Origin of the sequence: Pseudomonas marginalis, assembly GCF_024169655.1 — a bacterium.
GTDB lineage: Bacteria > Pseudomonadota > Gammaproteobacteria > Pseudomonadales > Pseudomonadaceae > Aquipseudomonas > Aquipseudomonas paraveronii.
Window position 1 is genome coordinate 3,734,038 of the sequence record NZ_JALJWV010000001.1, and the last position, 19,614, is coordinate 3,753,651.

18 protein-coding genes are annotated in these 19,614 nt (G+C 63.5%); 10 read left to right on the plus strand and 8 right to left on the minus strand.

The window, feature by feature from the left end; translation table 11 throughout:
- Positions 1 to 5 precede the first annotated feature (5 nt).
- From J2Y83_RS16875 to J2Y83_RS16885, 3 genes are read left to right on the plus strand one after another with little or no spacing between them, the layout of a single operon-like run.
- On the plus strand, positions 6 to 1,613 hold the full coding sequence (locus tag J2Y83_RS16875; RefSeq protein ID WP_253396856.1) for a carboxyl transferase domain-containing protein: 1,608 nt from the start codon (positions 6 to 8) through the stop codon (positions 1,611 to 1,613).
- A 15-nt stretch (positions 1,614 to 1,628) separates the two neighbouring features.
- A complete protein-coding gene (locus J2Y83_RS16880; protein ID WP_253396858.1) occupies positions 1,629 to 2,435 on the plus strand; it encodes a gamma-carboxygeranoyl-CoA hydratase in 807 nt (268 codons plus the stop codon).
- Entirely contained in the window at positions 2,432 to 4,357 is a 1,926-nt protein-coding gene (locus J2Y83_RS16885) for an acetyl/propionyl/methylcrotonyl-CoA carboxylase subunit alpha (protein WP_253396860.1), read from the plus strand. The genes J2Y83_RS16880 and J2Y83_RS16885 overlap by 4 nt, the downstream gene beginning before the upstream one ends.
- Here J2Y83_RS16885 and J2Y83_RS16890 read toward each other — a convergent pair.
- Positions 4,354 to 4,989, minus strand: a complete 636-nt coding sequence (locus J2Y83_RS16890) for a LexA family protein (protein WP_253396862.1) — start codon at positions 4,987 to 4,989, stop codon at positions 4,354 to 4,356. The two genes, J2Y83_RS16885 and J2Y83_RS16890, sit on opposite strands and share 4 nt — an antisense overlap.
- Before the next feature lie 129 nt (positions 4,990 to 5,118).
- Between J2Y83_RS16890 and J2Y83_RS16895 the strand changes: the two genes are divergently transcribed.
- Complete coding sequence (locus tag J2Y83_RS16895; protein WP_253396863.1) at positions 5,119 to 5,469, plus strand: DUF6124 family protein; 351 nt, start codon at positions 5,119 to 5,121, stop codon at positions 5,467 to 5,469.
- A 463-nt stretch (positions 5,470 to 5,932) separates the two neighbouring features.
- Positions 5,933 to 7,084, plus strand: a complete 1,152-nt coding sequence (locus J2Y83_RS16900; protein ID WP_253396865.1) for a M14 family metallopeptidase — start codon at positions 5,933 to 5,935, stop codon at positions 7,082 to 7,084.
- A 40-nt stretch (positions 7,085 to 7,124) separates the two neighbouring features.
- Here J2Y83_RS16900 and J2Y83_RS16905 read toward each other — a convergent pair whose 3' ends face one another.
- From J2Y83_RS16905 to J2Y83_RS16925, 5 genes are all read right to left on the minus strand, one after another.
- Positions 7,125 to 7,664 (minus strand): cytochrome b, encoded by a 540-nt coding sequence (locus tag J2Y83_RS16905; RefSeq protein ID WP_253396867.1) that lies wholly within the window; start codon positions 7,662 to 7,664, stop codon positions 7,125 to 7,127.
- The gene (locus J2Y83_RS16910; protein WP_253396869.1) at positions 7,661 to 8,743 is read right to left on the minus strand and encodes a catalase family peroxidase; all 1,083 of its coding nucleotides are present in this window, start codon (positions 8,741 to 8,743) and stop codon (positions 7,661 to 7,663) included. Before J2Y83_RS16910 ends, J2Y83_RS16905 begins: the two co-directional genes overlap by 4 nt.
- 120 nt (positions 8,744 to 8,863) lie before the next feature.
- Positions 8,864 to 9,628, minus strand: a complete 765-nt coding sequence (locus J2Y83_RS16915; RefSeq protein WP_253396871.1) for an enoyl-CoA hydratase-related protein — start codon at positions 9,626 to 9,628, stop codon at positions 8,864 to 8,866.
- 43 nt (positions 9,629 to 9,671) lie between these two features.
- Entirely contained in the window at positions 9,672 to 10,970 is a 1,299-nt protein-coding gene (locus tag J2Y83_RS16920) for a hypothetical protein (RefSeq protein WP_253396873.1), read from the minus strand.
- Positions 10,963 to 12,570 (minus strand): amino acid adenylation domain-containing protein, encoded by a 1,608-nt coding sequence (locus tag J2Y83_RS16925; protein WP_253396875.1) that lies wholly within the window; start codon positions 12,568 to 12,570, stop codon positions 10,963 to 10,965. Before J2Y83_RS16925 ends, J2Y83_RS16920 begins: the two co-directional genes overlap by 8 nt.
- 198 nt (positions 12,571 to 12,768) lie before the next feature.
- Between J2Y83_RS16925 and J2Y83_RS16930 the strand changes: the two genes are divergently transcribed.
- The 4 genes from J2Y83_RS16930 to J2Y83_RS16945 all read left to right on the plus strand — a co-directional run bounded on the left by J2Y83_RS16930 (position 12,769) and on the right by J2Y83_RS16945 (position 16,566).
- Positions 12,769 to 13,275: a sigma-70 family RNA polymerase sigma factor gene (locus tag J2Y83_RS16930; RefSeq protein WP_253396877.1), complete on the plus strand. Its 507-nt coding sequence runs from the start codon at positions 12,769 to 12,771 to the stop codon at positions 13,273 to 13,275.
- A complete protein-coding gene (locus J2Y83_RS16935; RefSeq protein WP_253396879.1) occupies positions 13,272 to 14,009 on the plus strand; it encodes an anti-sigma factor family protein in 738 nt (245 codons plus the stop codon). Before J2Y83_RS16930 ends, J2Y83_RS16935 begins: the two co-directional genes overlap by 4 nt.
- 108 nt (positions 14,010 to 14,117) lie before the next feature.
- Positions 14,118 to 15,212: a cell division protein ZapE gene (zapE, locus tag J2Y83_RS16940; RefSeq protein ID WP_253396881.1), complete on the plus strand. Its 1,095-nt coding sequence runs from the start codon at positions 14,118 to 14,120 to the stop codon at positions 15,210 to 15,212.
- Between the two features lie 40 nt (positions 15,213 to 15,252).
- Complete coding sequence (locus J2Y83_RS16945) at positions 15,253 to 16,566, plus strand: protein kinase (RefSeq protein ID WP_253396883.1); 1,314 nt, start codon at positions 15,253 to 15,255, stop codon at positions 16,564 to 16,566.
- A 124-nt stretch (positions 16,567 to 16,690) separates the two neighbouring features.
- Here J2Y83_RS16945 and J2Y83_RS16950 read toward each other — a convergent pair whose 3' ends face one another.
- Positions 16,691 to 17,398: a YebC/PmpR family DNA-binding transcriptional regulator gene (locus J2Y83_RS16950; protein WP_253396885.1), complete on the minus strand. Its 708-nt coding sequence runs from the start codon at positions 17,396 to 17,398 to the stop codon at positions 16,691 to 16,693.
- A gap of 101 nt (positions 17,399 to 17,499) precedes the next feature.
- The gene (locus J2Y83_RS16955; RefSeq protein WP_253396887.1) at positions 17,500 to 18,357 is read right to left on the minus strand and encodes a LysR substrate-binding domain-containing protein; all 858 of its coding nucleotides are present in this window, start codon (positions 18,355 to 18,357) and stop codon (positions 17,500 to 17,502) included.
- 125 nt (positions 18,358 to 18,482) lie between these two features.
- Between J2Y83_RS16955 and J2Y83_RS16960 the strand changes: the two genes are divergently transcribed.
- Complete coding sequence (locus tag J2Y83_RS16960; protein ID WP_253396889.1) at positions 18,483 to 19,592, plus strand: 2-aminoethylphosphonate--pyruvate transaminase; 1,110 nt, start codon at positions 18,483 to 18,485, stop codon at positions 19,590 to 19,592.
- Positions 19,593 to 19,614: the final 22 nt, after the last annotated feature.

The window sequence follows — 19,614 nt, forward strand, 5'->3', positions numbered from 1 at the left end:
GCGTCATGGCCACCTTGCACACCCAGCTCAACCCGCGCTCGGCGGAATTTGCCGCCAACAGCGCGGCGATGCGCCAACAGGTCGACGCCCTGCACACCCTGCTCGCCCGGGTGCAGCAAGGCGGCGGCGCCAAGGCTCAGGAGCGTCACACCTCGCGTGGCAAACTGCTGCCACGTGAGCGGATCAACCGCTTGCTCGACCCGGGCTCGCCGTTCCTGGAACTCAGCCAACTGGCCGCCCACCAGGTGTATGGCGAAGACGTGCCCGCCGCCGGGGTGATTGTCGGGATCGGCCGGGTCGAAGGCGTCGAATGCATGATCGTCGCCAACGACGCCACGGTGAAAGGCGGCTCCTACTACCCGCTGACGGTCAAGAAACACCTGCGCGCCCAGACCATCGCCGAACAGAACCGCCTGCCGTGCATCTACCTGGTGGATTCCGGCGGCGCCAACCTGCCGCGCCAGGATGAGGTCTTCCCGGACCGCGAGCACTTCGGGCGGATCTTCTTCAACCAGGCCAACATGAGCGCCCAGGGTATCCCGCAGATTGCCGTGGTGATGGGCTCGTGTACCGCTGGCGGTGCCTATGTGCCGGCGATGGCGGACGAAGCAATCATGGTGCGCCAGCAAGCCACCATCTTCCTCGCCGGCCCGCCGCTGGTGAAAGCCGCCACTGGCGAGGTGGTCAGCGCCGAAGACCTCGGCGGTGCCGATGTACATTGCAAGATCTCCGGCGTGGCCGACCACTATGCCGACAGCGATGAACACGCCCTGGCCCTGGCACGGCGCAGCGTAGCCAACCTCAACTGGCGCAAACAGGGCCAGTTGCTGCAACGCACACCGGTGGCGCCGCTGTACAGCGGCGACGAGTTGTACGGCGTGATCCCGGCGGATGCCAAGCAGCCGTTCGATGTGCGCGAAGTGATTGCGCGGCTGGTGGACGGCTCGGTATTCGATGAGTTCAAAGCGCTGTTCGGCACCACCCTGGTCTGTGGTTTTGCGCACTTGCACGGCTACCCGATAGCGATCCTGGCCAACAATGGGATTCTGTTCGCCGAAGCCGCACAAAAAGGTGCGCACTTTATCGAGCTCGCCTGTCAGCGCGGGATTCCGTTGTTGTTCCTGCAAAACATCACCGGTTTTATGGTCGGCCAGAAGTACGAAGCCGGCGGCATCGCCAAGCACGGCGCCAAGCTGGTCACGGCGGTGGCCTGCGCCAAAGTGCCGAAATTCACCGTGATCATCGGCGGCAGTTTTGGCGCCGGTAACTACGGCATGTGCGGCCGCGCCTACGACCCGCGCTTTTTGTGGATGTGGCCCAACGCGCGCATCGGCGTGATGGGCGCCGAACAGGCGGCCGGCGTGCTGGTGCAGGTCAAGCGCGAGCAGGCCGAACGCGCCGGCAACGGGTTCAGTGCCGATGAGGAAGCGGCGATCAAGCAGCCGATCCTCGACCAGTACGAAACCCAGGGCCACCCCTATTACTCCAGCGCACGCCTGTGGGATGACGGCGTCATCGACCCGTTGCAGACCCGCGACGTGCTGGCCCTGGCCCTGTCTGCCGCGCTGAACGCCCCCATCGAGCCGAGCCGCTTCGGCGTGTTCCGCATGTAAATGGAGCTGTACCCCATGAACGATTTCAACACCCTCGAACTGATCACCGACAGCCGTGGTTTCGCCACGCTGTGGCTCAGCCGTGAAGCCAAGCACAACGCGTTCAATGCCCAGATGATCCGCGAACTGATCATCGCCCTCGACCACGTGCAGGGCGATGCGTCGTTGCGCTTTCTGGTCCTGCGCGGGCGCGGCAAACACTTCAGTGCCGGCGCCGACCTGGCCTGGATGCAGCAATCGGCCGAACTGGATTACGCCACCAACCTCGACGACGCCCGCGAACTGGCGGAGCTGATGTACAACCTGGCCAAGCTGAAAATCCCGACCCTGGCGGTGGTGCAAGGCGCCGCCTACGGTGGCGCGCTGGGCCTGATCAGTTGCTGCGACATGGCGATTGGGGCGAATGAAGCACAGTTCTGCCTGTCGGAAGTGCGCATCGGTTTGGCGCCTGCGGTGATCAGCCCGTTTGTGGTGCAAGCCATTGGGGAGCGCGCCGCGCGTCGTTATGCGCTGACCGCGGAGCGCTTTGGCGGCGAGCGAGCGCGCGACCTCGGCCTACTGGCGGAAAGCTATCCGGCCGCAACCCTGGATCAACAGGTCGACCACTGGATTACCAACCTCCTGCAAAACAGCCCGGCGGCGATGCGTGCGAGCAAGGACTTGCTGCGCGAAGTCGGTAACGGCGCCCTCACCCCGGCGCTGCGGCGCTATTGCGAAAATGCCATCGCACGGATCCGCGTCAGCGCCGAGGGCCAGGAAGGTTTACGCGCATTCCTGCAAAAACGCCCGCCCAGCTGGCAGTCGCAGGAGCCACGTTCATGAACACACTGACCAGCGTGCTGGTGGCCAACCGTGGCGAAATTGCCTGCCGGGTGATGCGCACCGCCAAAGCGATGGGGTTGACCACCGTGGCGGTACACAGCGCCACCGACCGCGAGGCGCGCCATAGCCGCGAAGCCGATATCCGCGTCGACCTCGGCGGCAGCAAAGCGAGCGACAGCTACCTGCAAATCGACAAGCTGATCGCCGCCGCCCAGGCCAGCGGCGCCCAGGCGATTCATCCGGGCTACGGCTTCCTTTCCGAAAACGCCGGTTTTGCCCGCGCCGTCGAGGCCGCCGGGTTGATCTTCCTCGGCCCGCCCGCCTCGGCGATCGACGCCATGGGCAGCAAGTCGGCGGCCAAGGCCCTGATGGAAACCGCCGGCGTGCCGCTGGTGCCGGGCTACCACGGCGAGGCTCAGGACCTGGAAACTTTCCGCGCCGCCTGTGCGCGTATCGGTTACCCGGTGCTGCTCAAGGCCACGGCCGGGGGCGGTGGCAAGGGCATGAAGGTGGTCGAGGACGTCAGCCAACTGGCGGAAGCCCTGGCCTCCGCCCAGCGGGAGGCGTTGTCGTCGTTCGGCAACGCGCAGATGCTGGTGGAGAAGTACTTGCTCAAGCCACGCCATGTGGAGATCCAGGTGTTTGCCGATCAGCACGGGCACTGCCTGTACCTCAATGAGCGCGACTGTTCGATCCAGCGGCGCCACCAAAAGGTCGTCGAGGAAGCCCCGGCGCCCGGCTTGAGTGCCGAACAACGCCGGGCGATGGGCGAATCCGCAGTGCGTGCGGCCCAGGCCATTGGTTATGTGGGCGCGGGCACGGTGGAGTTTTTGCTGGATGCCCGGGGCGATTTTTTCTTTATGGAGATGAACACGCGGCTGCAGGTGGAGCACCCGGTGACCGAGGCGATTACCGGCCTCGACCTGGTGGCCTGGCAGATTCGCGTGGCCCAGGGCGAAGCGCTGCCGATCACCCAGGCGCAGGTGCCGTTGATCGGGCATGCGATCGAGGTACGCTTGTACGCCGAAGACCCGGCCAATGATTTCCTCCCCGCCACCGGCCACCTGACGCTGTACCGTGAATCCGCACCCGGCCCGGGTCGTCGCGTGGACAGCGGTGTCGAGCAAGGCGACAGCGTTTCGCCCTTCTACGACCCGATGCTCGGCAAACTGATCGCCTGGGGCGAGGACCGCGAACAAGCGCGGCTGCGGCTGTTGAGCATGCTCGACGAGTTCGCCGTCGGCGGACTCAAGACCAACCTGGGCTTTGTGCGACGCATCATCGCCCATCCGGCGTTTGCCGCCGCCGAGCTGGATACCGGCTTTATTCCGCGCTATCAGGACGAACTGTTGCCGGCGCCCGGAGCGTTGAGCGACGCGTTCTGGCAGGCCGCAGGTTCGGCCTTCATGCAGAGCCTGCCAGCGGGTAACGGGCCATGGGCGGACACCCGTGGCTTTCGCGCGGGGCTGCCCGCCGAAGTCTCGCTGCACTTGAGCAGCAACGGCCAGGATCGCCTGGTGACGTTGGCGCAGCACGCGCCGCGACTGCAAGGCGAACAGCTGCTGATCGAGCACCAGGGGATGCGCCGCGCCCATCTGGCAGTGCGCAGCGCCGGCACGCTGTTCCTGCGCTGGGATGGCGAAATGCATGCCATCAGCCTGTTCGATCCGATTGCGGCGGTTGAGGCCAACCAATCCCACCAAGGCGGCCTCACCGCACCGATGAACGGCAGCATCGTGCGTGTGCTGGTGGACGTCGGCCAGACCGTCGAAGCCGGCACGCAATTGGTGGTGCTGGAGGCGATGAAGATGGAGCACAGCATCCGCGCGCCCCAGGCCGGCGTAGTCAAGGCATTGTTCTGCCAGGAAGGCGAAATGGTTGCCGAAGGTTGCGCGCTGGTGGAACTTGAAACAGCGGACTAGAACTTAGCCGAGGCCTGCACGACGACGCCGAGGATGCGGCAATCGTCGCTGAACAGCCGCTTGGGGTAAGTCGGATTGAGCGGCACCAGGTACAGCTGGCCGCTCTCTTCGCGCAATTGGCGGAAGGTCGCCTGCGTGCTGTGCGCACACTGCGCGACCACCAGCTTGCCGGGTTCGGCGTCGATGGCCGGGTCCACCAGGATGATCATGCCGTCACCGATGCTCAGGCCACTGGGCGCGGTCATGGCATCGCCGACCACGGGCAGCCAGTAAGCCTCGCCCTGGGCGTGATAATCCGTCAGTTCAAAGCGTGCCGCGCCGTAGGCCGGGCGCTCTTCGCGAAGTTCGCACACACCTTTCCAGTCACTGACCGGGTAGCGAAAATACGGATTGTAATGTTGTAGCCCGGCCGGCTGTGCATCGGTCTTCTGGCGAATATCCAGCGCAACTTCCAGGTCGCCCAGCCCCAGTGCTTCCAGCACCCGGTTCATGTCCGCCAGGCTTGGCACCCGGCGCTTGTTCAGCCAATGCCCCACACCGCCCTGGGACATGCCCAGGCGTTCGGCCAGTTCATCCTGCGTGACCTTGCGGTCTTTCATGTTGGCCCTGACCAACGCTATCCAGTTATCCATGGGGCCTGACAATACGTTGCGTATTTTTCAGGGCAATAAACAGTTTGTAGTAATCCATAAAACGACATAAATACGATACGTACTATTATCGGGCATCAGCGTTTCGACACCCAACCCGAGTACCGACCTATGACGACAAGCCCCTATCGCCTGCCCGGCGAACCCGAATCCCATGAACTGCTCGACATGCGCAGCAGCGGCGCCGCTCAACGTGCGCTGGACTATTATTTGAAAGAAGAGATGTGCGACTCGGCCCCGAATGACGCCTTCTTCAGCATCAAGCCCGGCATCAGCCCGGAGGAAGCCCTGGTGCATGCCTCGGACCTGTTGCGCAGCGCGGCTGCCACGGCCTACGAATCGGCGAGCAGCCATCAAGGCAACCAGCGTGACCTGGCATTTTCAGTGGTGTATTTGATTGATATGGCGAAGGCGATGGTGGAGCGATCGTTGCAGGCGCCGCAGGCTCAGGACGATGCATGAGCCACGCGAAAGAAAAATAGTTCTATCCCTCGGATAAAAACATTTGACTTGCAAATGATAATGATTATTATTGGACCCAGCTGATCGCGAGATCAGTCGATAGACCAAGGGACCTTAGGTCGGACTCTTGGAATATCTCCTCATCAGGCTAATCACGGTTTTTGACCCGGCTCTTTGGCCGGGTCTTTTTTTTGCCAGTTTTCCTGGCATGGCTTCAGGCTAATGAAGACTGTGTTGCTTGATGGCACGCATGATAGCAAAAGACCATCGTCAAAAGAAAGTCAGGCGACCGCTCTGGCGTAGACCTTTGCGAAATAGCACTTGAGAATCAATCTCATAAATTCTAAGCTGCCGCGGCGTCAAGGATGACGCCCCCCCCTCCCCGCAACAATTTTGCATCCGGATTTTGCCCGGCCTCTGTGTAAGATAACCGCCACAACACTCCTACTCAGGCAGCCAGACTATGACCGTGGCCTTGACCTCCATCAAAATCAGCACCGACTTCGACAGTGGCAACATCCAGGTTCTGGATGCCAGCGATGCCTATCACTTGTTGCTGGCAATCAAACCCGATACCCGCAGTCACCATTTCCAATGGTTCCACTTCAAGGCCGAAGGCATGCATGTGGGCCACACCCACACCTTCCGCCTGAGCAACGCCGGGCAATCGTCCTATAAGCACGCCTGGAGCGGCTATAACGCCGTGGCGTCGTATGACCATGTCACTTGGTTCCGGGTGCCTACGCGCTTCGACGGCGAAACCCTGCACATCAGCCTCGAAACCCGCGAGAAGCATGCCTGGTTTGCCTACTTCGAACCCTACAGCCGCGAGCGCCACGACTGGCTCATCGACCAGGCGCTGAGCCATGCGGGCACCCGCTTGCTGGCCACCGGTAAAAGTGTCGAAGGCCGTGATATCCAACTGTTGCGCCGTGGCAAAGGTGGCGAAGGTCGGCGCAAGGTGTGGATCATCGCCCAGCAGCACCCCGGCGAGCACATGGCCGAATGGTTTATGGAAGGCATCATCGAACGCCTGCAGCAGGACCGTGACACCGAGCTGAAAAAGCTGCTGGCCGTCGCCGACCTGTACCTGGTGCCGAACATGAACCCCGACGGCGCGTTTCACGGCCACCTGCGCACCAACGCCATGGGCCAGGACCTCAATCGCGCCTGGCAGAACGCCAGCCAGGAGATCAGCCCTGAAGTGCTGTTCGTCCAGACGCAAATGGAAAAGTATGGTGTCGACCTGTTCCTCGATATCCACGGTGACGAGGAAATCCCCTACGTATTCGCCGCCGCCTGCGAAGGCAACCCCGGCTACACCCCGCGTATCGAAGGCCTGGAAAAACACTTCCGCAGCCACCTGAGCGCCTTGACCCGTGACTTCCAGACTACCCACGGCTACACCCGCGACCTACCGGGCGAAGCCAATATGACCCTGGCCTGCAATGCCGTCGGGGAGAAATACGACTGCCTGTCGCTGACCCTGGAGATGCCCTTCAAGGACAACGACGACGCGCCCAACCCGCACACCGGCTGGTCGGGCAAACGGTCGATGCAGTTGGGCAAGGATGTGTTGAGCAGCGTGGCCGATATCGTCAGCCTGTTGCGCTGAATGCGGCGAGCGTACTCGCCACAACCATCGAGCGCGGGCCTCAGTCCTGGGTGCCCGTCATGCTCTGCAGCACGCCGTCACGGCGAATCAACCCATGGAACAGCGCCGCCGCCAGGTGCAATAGCACCGTGAGAAACAGCACGTAGGCAAGATAGCCATGGGCCTTGCGCAGCACCGCGAACAACGGCGCGTTGGCCGCCACCAGCGCCGGCAGTTGCACCGAACGGCTGAGCATCACCGGGTCGCCCGCCGCCGAAATCATCGCCCAACCGAGCAGCGGCAACACCAGCATCAAGGCATACAGCAGCCAATGGGAAGCCTTGGCCGCCAACACTTGCCATCGCGGCAAATCGCTAGGCAACGGCGGTTGGCGCGTGGAAAAGCGCACTGCCAAGCGCACCATCACCAACGCCAGAATCGCGATACCCAGCGGCTTGTGCAGGTGAATCAACCATTCATGCCGTTCGGAAACCGACGCTGCCAGCCCCGCTCCGATAAACAGCATGGCGATGATCATCAGCGCCATCAGCCAGTGCAGCAAGCGCGCCAGCGGGGCGAAAAACCGTGGTTGGGCATTCATGGCTTCGACTCCTGAGGGCTGCGGTGCAACGGGCTGACTTCTGCGGCGCGGCGCAGGTAGGAACTGGCGTAGGCGGCCGAACGCGCGGCCAGCAACGGGTCATTCGAGGCTTCGATACCGCTTGGCAGAATCAGCGGATCGAAGTTGATGTCGCGGCAATCGCCGTCTGCTTGCGCTTGGCTGCTTTGCAGCACCAGGGTGCCGGCGTTCAACACGGTGTGCTCACCGATCCAGGGTTTGCTTGCATCGTCGAGCGGATCGCCGGGGTTGGCCAGGGTCAGCTTCAACTGCCAGCGCAGCGGTCCGGAAGCCAGGCGTTGCACCAGGTCTTTTTCCAGGAAGTCACTGCCGGCTGGCGCGGTATCGCCCACAGCATCCTGGCTCTGCGCGACAACCGCCCAACGCACGGCCTGGCGCTTGCCATCGGCGCCCACCAGGAAAAACGCGTTGATACCGTTGTAGGTTTCCGTCGCATAGCTGGCGGATGGCTTGGCCGTCTTGACCCACGCCAGGAACGGCGCGGCCTCGGGATGGGCCGCAAAGAACGCCGGCATATTCGCCGGGTTCGGCTTGCCGGTGGCTGGATCGGGCGCGCCGGCCTTGAGCAGTTGGTAGAACGCCTCAGGGGTGCCCACCGGAAACACCGGCATGCTGTTCATCCCGGTGCGCCACTGCTGGCCGTTGGCCTGGCTGAATTGCACGGCAAAACTGCGGATCGGCACGCTGCTGTCCGGCGCGTAGGGATTACCGCTGGGCAAGGCAAACCGGCCGATCAATGGGGTCTTGGCCGCGCTGAATACCTGGGCACTGGAGTAGGCCCGCGCCTCGGCGCTGCTCTCGAAGTACCCCGCGACACACACGCCCTTGGCATGGTTGCGCCGGAACCCCGGGTGGACGCCGTTATTGGTTTCCAGGGCATTGACCAGGGTTTTGGGCTGCAGGCGTTGTGGGTCGAAGGTGCCGTTGACGTAGGCAAACGCCCCGGCGACAGCCGCTACCACGCCACCGATACACGCCAGCCTAAGCACCAGGCTAGCCGTGCCGAGTGGCCGACGGGGCGGTGATGAGTGATCTACCATGAAAGCTCCAGGGCACGTGGCCAGGGGGGAATTGAGCTATGAGACGAATCCCGTGTAGGTTTATTCCCCTTCCGCTGTAGTTTTTTTCAGAGTAGCCCCAGCACTGGGTCCTGCGCCCTCCTAGACCTGATTAAACACGGCCGCTCGCTTGTCGAGAAACGCCCGCATGCCCTCCTGCTGATCAGGCGTGGCGAACAGACTGTGGAACAGCCGGCGTTCCAGCCGCACGCCCTCGTGCAAGCCCAGCTGCAGGGATTGCTCGACCGCTTCACGCGCCGCCCGCGTGGCCAGGCGAGAAAAACCGGCGATTTGCGCGGCCACCACCAGCGTCTGCTCCAACAAGCTCGTCGCCGGATAGACACGCGACACCAGCCCGGCCTGTTCAGCCTCCTGAGCGCTCATCGGCCGCCCGGTCAGCACCAGGTCCATGGTCTTGGCCTTGCCGATCAAGCCTGTCAGACGCTGGGTCGCGCCCATGCCTGGGATCACGCCGAGCTTGATCTCCGGCTGGGCAAAGGTGGCGCTATCGGCAGCAAAAATCATGTCGCACATCAGCGCCAGCTCACAGCCGCCACCGAAGGCGTAACCGTTGACGGCGGCGATGGTCGGCGTGCGCAGGCGGGTAAATGCCTCCCAGCCGACGAAGTAATCCTCGTTGAGCATGTCCTGATAGGTCTTGCCGCTCATCTCCTTGATATCGGCTCCGGCGGCAAAATACTGCGCACCGCCGGTGATGACAAAACACCCGACCTGGGGGTCTTGGTCCAGAGCCTCCAGACAGGAAACCAGCTCGGTCATCAGCGCCGAGTTCAGCGCATTCTTGACCTGGGGACGATTGAGCCTGACCAGGACCACCCGACCCTGACGCTCGATCACTACATTCATAGGCACCTCCAGTGATTGATATTGTTGAATGAACACGCGCTTTTCAGGAATCCCAGATCGCGCCATAGGCGGGTATGCCCCGGGCTTCCAGCGCTTGCACCACCTGTCGCGTCAGTCGTTGGTTGGCGATACAGATCACAGCCTCCGCGCCAAAGGCTTGCACCGCGCCGTAGGCCAACTGCACCAGGTCCGGTTTGCCGCGCGCATCGGTGTCCCAGATCAACGCGCCGGGCTGGGCGCGCAGGATCTCGTCGACCCATTCGTCGCCGTAGGTCTTCCTTGGGCTGCGGGTCGACCAGATCAGTTGAATCGGCAGCCGCGCCGCGAGTAAATGCGGCATGACCGGACCGATCCCGCTGCCGGTAGCGACGTACACCACCGACTTGAACAGGGTTTCCACATTGGCCACGCCGGCAGTGGTGATGCCCTTGACCCATACATGGCTCGGCAAGTCCTCGATAAACCGCCCCGTCCAATCCCCGGCGCGGGAGATGGTCAGACGAAACCCGGCCTGGCCCGGCGTAGGGATGTTGGCAAAGGAGTGCCACTCCAGCAGCGGATGCCGGCTGATCGCAGTCGACGAACCGGCGAAAGGCGTGGTGTGGGTAAAACGCGTAATCACCGCATGCCCGGAAGGCCGCGTGTGTTCAACGGCAACCTTGCGCAGCCGCAGCCAGGGCAGCGCGATGCTCAGCGTCAACAGCACCAGCATCCAGAACGCGCAACTGCGCAACAGGCTCGCAAAGCTATCGACGGACGCCAGCACCGTCAGCCCCCAAAACAACAGCAACGCGCCCCAACCCGCAAACCGATGAACCCGCTCGAAGCCATTGTGAAATCGCCCCCGAATGCGCGGTTGCGCCATGACCACCATCAACAGCAACACACCGAGCAACGTAGCGCCGAGCCACAACCCGGCGAGCGAAACACTGCCCGGCTGCTGCAGATAGTCCGTGGCCCGCACACCGACCCACCCCGCGAACCAACCCGTGGCCGCCAGGGCCGCGCCGCTGTGCAGCCCGCCGACGTGGTACACCTTGGCCGCGCTGCGCCGCACACGCAGCGGCCAGGTGACGGGGACACGCGTCGCCAACCAGAACAACGCATTGATCAGGTATTGCTGGCGAATCAGGATCGCCAGCGACAGGTTGATCAGCACCAGCTCCGACAACGTCTGCGCGGTGATGCCCGGCAGGCCGACGCCGAACACGGCAAACGCGAGGTTGCTGATCAACACCAGCGCCATCAGGCGGTTGTAGTAGGAAAATACCGGCAACGCCGTCCAGCGCCGCCAGAGCGCCGGCTTGGGCGGCACCACGGTTTGGCTCAGCGCATCAAGCATGGCCAGACTCCCGCGGCGCGAACGCCTGCAATGCCACCCACCGTTGGCGCGCCCGTTGCAGCAACAGCGCCTTGTCGATCTTGCCCCTGGCGGTCAGTGGAAAATGCTCCACCACGTCAATCAGTGACGGCACGCAGTAATAGGCCAGGCGTTGCTCGCACTGCAATCGGCAAGACGCGACGTCGGCGCCGGCCGGCGAAACAAAGGCCACCAAGGTGCGGCTGTCGAGCTTCAGCGTGACCGCCCGCGTGCAGCCATCGCCGGCCTCCAGGGCGGTGGACACCGCGTCCAGTTCCACGCGGAACCCGCGGACTTTCACTTGGTCATCGACGCGGCCCAAGTGCTCGAGTTGTCCGTCGGCGGTCCAGCGCCCTAGGTCGCGCGTGCGGAACATCATGGCGTCGCCGCCCAGAAAGGGGTCCGGGCGGTACCGTTCGTGGGTCAGTGCGCGGTTGTTCAGGTAGCCCGCCGTCACCCCGGCGCCGCCCGCCCACATTTCCCCGGTTTGCCCCAACTCACAGGGGCGGCCCTGTTCGTCGAGCACGTACACGCTGTTGTTGGGTGTCGGCTGGCCAATGGTCAATGGCGCGCCAGGCACATGCCGATGCAGCGTGTTGACGATGGTGGTTTCGGTGGGCCCGCAGCCGTTGTAGAACGTGCAGTGCTCGGCCCAACGCTCGGCCAGGGCCTGGGAACAGGGTTCTCCGGCGACCGCGACCACCTGGAGATCGGGGCACTGCCGAGGGTCGAGGCGCGCCAGTATCGAGGGGGTTGCAATCAACACATGGCACTGTGCAGCGGTCTGTGCAATGGCTTTGCCGCGAATCAGCAACGTCGCGCCATGGGCCAGGCAGCCGAGTATTTCCCAGGCCGCCATGTCGAACCCGATATTGAGGATCTGCCCCACGTTGCGGCCCGGCGCCATGCCCATCCGCCCGGGCTGCGTCAGCAGGATGTTGCAGACGTTACGGTGACTGACACACACGCCGTTGGGGCGCCCTGTCGTGCCGGACGTGAACAGCACGAAACACAGGTCATGGGTGTCGGCGGCGGCGAACGCGGGATGATGGTCCTGGGAGATCCAGGGCTCTTCGGCCAGGAAGGTGTCCAGGCACAGGCGGCGCTGGGCGGCGTCCGGCGGAATGCGATCCGCGAGGTTCGACAGGGTCAGAATCACCGGGCTGGTCAAGGACTCGAGGACCATGGCCAGTTGCAGGGGCGGTACGATTCTGGCGTCCTGCGGCACATACGCGGCGCCGACCTTCAACACCGCCAACAGGCCCACCACCATGGGGATCGAACGCTCGACGAACAGCGCCACCGTGTCGCCGCGTTGCACGCCCTGCTCGACCAGACGCGCGGCCAAACGATTGGCTTGGCGGTTGAGTTGTTCGTAACTGATGCGCTGTCCCGCGCACACCGCCGCCGTCGCGTGTGGCGCCAGCGCCGCTTGCGCTTCGATGGCGTGGTGGATACAGCCGTAGCCCGGAGGGGTTGACGGGCCAAAGCCCCATTGCTCAAACAAGACTCGCTGCAGGACAGACAGATGCGCCAGCACCGGGTGGGAAAAAAGCTGCTTGTCGGTCGGTGAAAACGTCATGGATACACCCTTATCGGTTGACTGCCGAAAAATAGCTGGCAGGTACGAGGGTGGATTGAGGCGCGAGCCGGTGATTACAGGTGCTCAGGATTTACAGAAACGTCTCACCGTCACGCGTAAAGTTTCTTTTCATCGCGAGTGGAATAACCTACAGGGAGCAGCGTCTACCTGCATACAACCGGCTAGACTCGATTCCCCATGCATGAACTCGACGAACAGTTACGTGAACTCATCCCCAGGCTGCGGCGTTTTGCCGTGTCCTTGAGCCGTAACGCCAGCAGCGCCGACGACCTGGTGCAATCGACCCTGGAACGGGCGATCACGCGCTGGGCCGACAAAACCGTCGACGGCGACCTGCGCGCCTGGCTGTTCTCGATCCTCTACCGGCAGTTTCTCGATGCCCATCGGCGCACCCGTCGCTATGCACGCATGCTTGAGTTGTTTACTGGCCGCGATGATGTGCAGCCCTCGGTCGAACGCACGGTGATCGCCCAGTCGACCCTGCAAGCCTTCGACCAGCTCAACAGCGAACAGCGCGCCTTGCTGTTGTGGGTGTCGGTCGAAGGCTTGAGCTACAAGGAAGTCGCGCAGATTCTCGATGTGCCCATCGGCACCGTAATGTCGCGCCTGTCCAGGGCGCGCCAAGCCCTGCGTCAACTCAGCGATGGCGAAATTAGCAGCCCTTCCCTGCGGATACTCAAATGATCAGCCTGCCCCCCAGCGAACACGATTTGCATGCCTACGTCGATCAGCAACTGCCGCAGAGCGATCGGCGCGTGCTGGAAACCTACTTGGCGGCCCACCCCGAGGTCGCCGCTCAGGTCCATGCCTGGCAGCAGGACGCACACGTATTGCGCGCCGCCTTGAGTGGCGCACTCCAGCAGCCGGCCAACCCGAATCTGGACCCGGCGCTGATCCGCCAGCGCATCAAGCAGCAGTCGCGCCGCCATTTCGCCACGGCGGCGCTGCTGCTGATAGCGATCAGCCTTGGCGGTCTGGGCGGCTGGCAGGCCCGCGAAGCCACGCAACCGTCCATGTTGCCCATGACTGACGCCATGCAGGCCTACCGCCTGTTTGCCCAGGACGGCGTGCTGCCCGCCGACTATCACGCCCAGGGCAGCGACACGATGCAAGCCTGGCTCGACCGCTATTTCAACCAGGCCCAGCGCCTGCCAGACCTGAGCCAGGCGGGCTTCAGTCCCGTCAGCGGGCGCTTGCTCAGCACCGAACAAGGCGCGGCGGCGATGGTGCTGTACGAAGATCTGCAAGGCCGGCACATCAGTTTTTATATCCGCCCACCTGGCCCGGAAAATAACTTCCTGCCCCGTGGCAGCCGCAGCGCCGATGGCTTGCAGGCCGAGTACTGGTCCGGCGGCGGGTACAACTACGCGATGGTCAGCCCGGTGGATCAGCCGACCACGCCGCTGCTGCGCTTCTAGAAACCGACAGCCATGCGGTTTCGAGATAGCTGGCGGCGCGCTTCTCTATTGGTCAAATCCAAGGTATCGCCCTAAAGTGAGCGACCACCGCACACAGAGTGACTCCCTTTGGCGCCGCGTTCCCTGATCCGTCGTTTGCTCGGTAAAAAAACCCACACCCACGACGACTCGCCCATCCCGACGTTCTTTCAGACCAAGGCCGAGCAGCACGGCTATACCCTCAGCGCCGCACAGGCCCAGGCGATTGCCGCGATGGCGCGTGAGACCCGGCACCTGCTCGCCGGCCAGCCCACCCGCAGCCTGTATTTGCACGGGCCGGTGGGGCGCGGCAAAAGTTGGCTGCTGGATGGGTTTTTCCAGGCGTTGCCGATTGCCGAAAAACAACGTGTGCACTTCCATGACTTTTTCGCCCACCTGCACCGGGGCATGTTCGCCCATCGTCAGCACCACGACGCACTGGCCGTGACCCTTGATGCGCTGCTGGACGGCTGCCGCGTGCTGTGTTTCGACGAGTTCCACGTCCACGATATCGGCGATGCAATGCTGATCAATCGCCTGTTCAAGGCGTTGTTCCAACGTCGCGTGCTGGTGCTGGTGACGTCCAATTACCCGCCGCAAGGGCTATTGCCCAACCCGCTGTACCACGAGCGCTTCAAACCGGTGATCGAGCTGATCGCGGCGCGCATGGACGTGCTGGAAGTCAGCTCGCCCGAGGACTTCCGCAGCCTGCCCCAGGCCCATGCCGAACAGCGCTTCAGCAGCGGTCAGTACGTGTGGCCAGGCACGACGGCGCAGCGCACCGCGCTCGGGCTGCCGGCCACGGATTGCCTGGCGCAGGTGCTGAAAGTCGGCAACCGCCCGTTGCGCTGCCGCAGCCAGCAGGCACGGCGCATCGCCTTCACGTTCGCTGACCTCTGCGAACAACTCACGGCGGTGATGGATTACCTGCTGCTGTGCCAGGACTTCGACCACTGGATCATCGACGGGCTGCCGCACCTGGCAGACTGTCCGATTGCCGTGCAACAGCGCTTTATCAATTTGGTGGACGTGCTCTACGACCAGGATAAACAGCTGATCCTGATCGGTGCGCACCCGCTGGAGCAGGCGTTGAGCGGCCAAGCCATCGATCTGGCGCGTACTGCCAGTCGCCTGAACCAATTGCAAGCGGTCCACCCGCAACACACGCCCGACCCGCTATCATGAGCGCCGTTTACACCCCCCTTGCCGAGTGACCGCGCCGTTCATGAATACCCTCGCCCAACTCAAGGCCGGCCAATTGGCCGGCATCCAGCGCCTGGACCTGTCCTGCGGGCTGACCGAATTCCCCCGGGAAATCTTCGAACTGGCCGACTCCCTGGAAATCCTCAACCTCAGTGGCAACGCCCTGAGCAGCCTGCCCGACGACCTGCACCGCCTGCCGCACCTGCGCGTGCTGTTTTGCTCGGACAACGCCTTTACCGAGCTGCCGGCCTGCCTGGGCCAATGCGCAAAGCTGAGCATGATCGGCTTCAAGGCCAACCGCATCCGCCACGTACCGGCCGCCGCGCTGCCACCGCTGTTGCGCTGGTTGATCCTCACCGACAACTGCATCAGCCAACTGCCCGACGAATTGGGCCAGCGGCCGCTGCTGCAAAAACTGATGCTGGCCGGCAACCACCTGGCGCACCTGCCGCCAAGCCTGGCCAATTGTCGCAACCTGGAACTGATCCGCATCGCCTCCAACCGCCTCACCGGCTTGCCGCACTGGCTCCTGGCACTGCCCAGCCTGACCTGGCTGGCCTACGCCGGCAACCCGGTGGAAATGGCGGTAGACGTGGCTGACGACGACGCGACGCCAGATATTCCGTGGTCGGCACTGGAACTGGCCGAGGTTCTCGGAGAAGGCGCCTCCGGGGTGATTCGCAAGGCGCTCTGGCAACCCTCGGCCAAGCCGGTGGCGGTCAAGCTGTATAAAGGCAGCATCACCAGCGATGGCTCACCGCTGCACGAAATGCAGGCGTGCATTGCCGCCGGGCTGCATCCGAACCTGATCAAGGTGGAAGGCCGCGTGGTTGGCCACCCGGATGACCAGGCCGCACTGGTGATGGACCTGATCGAGCCGAGCTACCGCAACCTCGCCGCCCTGCCGAGCCTGGCGTCCTGCACCCGCGATATCTACGAACCGGCCACCCGCTTCAGCCTCGCCGTGGCATTGCGCATGGCACGCGGCATCGCCTCGGTGGCCGCGCACCTGCACCGCCACGGCATCACCCATGGCGACCTGTACGCCCACAATATTCTGTGGAACGCGGCGGGCGACTGCTTGCTCGGGGATTTCGGCGCGGCGTCGTTCCATGCCTCGGCGGACACCGTGGAAACCAGGGCGCTGCAACGCATTGAAGTGCGTGCGTTCGGGGTGTTGCTCGGGGAGTTGCTGGAGCGGATTGACACGGGCTTGAGCGACGCCGCACGCCAGATCCTGGAAGGCTTACAGGCGCGCTGCTGTCAGCCCGAGGTGTTGGCCCGGCCGAGCTTCAAAGAAGTCGAAGCGCTGCTGCAATCTATTCCACACCACTGAACCCAATGTGGGAGGGGGCTTGCTCCCGATGGCAGTGGCCCATTCAACATCGTCGTTGACTGACACACCGCTATCGGGAGCAAGCCCCCTCACACCGTTTGAAGCGCGTTTATTCAGCCACGAATCAGCCGGCCAGGCCGACGAACATATCCTGCACGTCATCATGGTTGTCCAGGCCTTCGAGGAAGGCTTCGACTTCAGCCATCTGCTCGTCGGTCAAACCCGTCACCGGGTTCTTCGCGATATAGCCCAGTTTGGCCGACAGCACGGTAAAACCCTGCTCCGGCAGCGCTTTCTGCACGGCGTCGAGGTCGGTGGTTTCGGTGATGAACAGGGTGGTGCCCGCTTCTTCGCCCTCTTCGAAATCCTGGGCGCCGGCTTCAATGGCCGCCATTTCAGGATCGGCGTCCGGGCTGTCCGGCGCGGCTTCGATCAGGCCGACGTGGTTGAAGTCCCAGGCCACGGAGCCGGAAGCGCCCAGTTGGCCCTTGCGGAACGCCACGCGGATTTCGGCCACGGTGCGGTTGATGTTGTCGGTCACGCATTCAACGATCAACGGCACCTGATGCGGGGCGAACCCTTCGTAGGTCACGCGGTGGTACTGCACGGTCTCACCGAGCAGACCGGCGCCTTTCTTGATGGCGCGGTCCAGGGTTTCCTTGGGCATCGAGGCTTTTTTGGCCTGCTCCACCACCAGACGCAAGTGGGCGTTGGTCGCGGTGTCGGCACCGTTACGGGCAGCGATAGTGATCTCTTTCACCAGTTTGCCGAAGATCTTGCCCTTGGCATTGGCTGCCGCTTCTTTATGTTTGACTTTCCACTGTGCGCCCATGACTTGCTCTCTTCCTCATGCATCGCGCCGAGACGTCTACTGGCCGGCGCTTTGGGGGCAGAGTTTATAGGGCAAAAACGCAACGTTCCACCAAAAAACCTTCACGGCGCCAGCTCGAAAAACGCCTGAATCAAACGCAGCGACCGACGGCGCTCCATGCACCCCAGGCTGTGTCGGTTGACCAGCCCCTCCCCGTGGATCGGCAGCGCACGCACGCGTGGGTCCGGGCTGACCTCCATCGAGGACACCACGCCCACCCCCAACTGCGCAGCAACGGCTTCGGTCACCGCCTCGCGGCTGTCCAGCTCCAGCAGTACTTTCGGTTGCACACCCGCGCTCAGACAGGCGTGGTCAAAGGTGCGCCGAGTGATGGACCCGGGCTCGCGCAGCACCATGATCACCTCGTGCAGTTGCGCCAGTTGAATGCCCTCGGCCAGCATCGCCCACGGGTGGCCAGCCGGCACCAACGCGCAGATCCGCGACTCGCTCAACGCTTGCAGGTGCAGGCCGTTGCGCGGTTCAACTTCGGTGAGCACCGCCACATCCGCATGCTCGGACAGCAGCGCCGCCAGGGTTTCCTGGGCATTGCCCAGCCGCAGGTTGACGGTAATGCCCGGGTAGCGCGCGCGCAGGCTGGCGATCATCGGCATCACCAGGTGCGGGCCATCCGCCGCCACTTCGAGGCGCCCGGTGAGCAACTGCCGATTAGCCTCCAGCAGCGCCTGGGCTTCGTCCACCAGGCCGAAGATCGCCCGGGTGAGCGCCGCCAGGCGTGTGCCCTCTTCGGTCAACTCCACGCGTCGCGCAGTGCGGCGCAACAACGGGATCTGGTAGTGCTCTTCCAGAGCCTTGATGTGCCCGGTCACCGCCGGCTGGCTGATGAACAACCGCGCCGCTGCACGGGTAAAGCTGCCCTCGCGGGCCACCGCATCGAATGCGCGTAGTTGGAACAAGTTCATGCTGACTGACCCGACTATCGGCCTAACTGATAGCTCGCATAACAACAAACAATTTGATTGATGACAAGCCAAACTGCAATTTAGGCGCCGTAACGTCAACCCCCGACACCTTGCAAGGACTTGAGATGAGCACCGCCGCGCCGATCCTGCTGACCCCTGGCCCCCTGACCACCTCTGCCCGCACCCGCCAGGCAATGCGGGTGGATTGGGGTTCATGGGATGAGCGTTTCAACCAGTTGACCGCCAGCGTCTGCGCGCAACTGTTGGCGATCATCAACGGCGCAGACAGCCACCATTGCGTGCCGTTGCAAGGCAGCGGCACGTTCGCCGTCGAAGCCGCCATCGGCACCCTGGTGCCACGCGACGGCAAGGTGCTGGTGCTGATCAATGGCGCCTATGGCAAGCGCCTGGCGAAGATCTGCGAAGTGCTCGGCCGCGACTTCAGCACCGTTGAAACCGCCGAGGACGTACCCGCCAGCGCCGCCGACGTCGACCGCCTGCTGCACGCCGACCCGGCCATCACCCACGTCGCGTTGATCCACTGCGAAACCAGTACCGGCCTCCTCAACCCGCTGGCGCAGATCGCCCAAGTGGTCAAACAGCATGGCAAGCGCCTGATCGTCGACGCGATGAGTTCCTTCGGCGCGCTGCCGATCGATGCCCGCGAAGTACCGTTCGACGCCCTGATCGCCGCTTCAGGCAAATGCCTGGAAGGCGTGCCAGGCATGGGGTTTGTCTTCGCCGAAAAACACGCATTGGGCGCCGCCCAAGGCAACTGTCACTCCCTCGCGATGGACCTCTTCGAGCAGCACCACTACATGGCCAAGACCGGCCAGTGGCGCTTTACCCCGCCGACCCACGTGGTCGCCGCGCTGCACGAAGCGCTGCTGCAATACCACGAAGAAGGCGGCCGGCCCGCGCGCCACCGACGCTACGCCAACAATTGCCAAGTGCTGCTCGACGGCATGGCCGAACTGGGCCTGCGCAGCTTTCTGCCGGCGGCGATCCAGGCCCCCATCATCGTCACCTTCCATGCGCCGAAAGACCCGCGCTACCAGTTCAAGGCGTTCTACGAACGGGTCAAGGCCAAGGGTTTCATTCTGTACCCGGGCAAATTGACCCAGGTGGAGACCTTTCGCGTGGGCTGCATCGGCCACGTCAATGCGCCCGAGATGCGTGCGGCGGTCGCGGCCGTTGCGCAGGCGCTGCAAGAAATGCAAGTGCTGGACATCTGATTGCCCTTTACCCACAGGATCT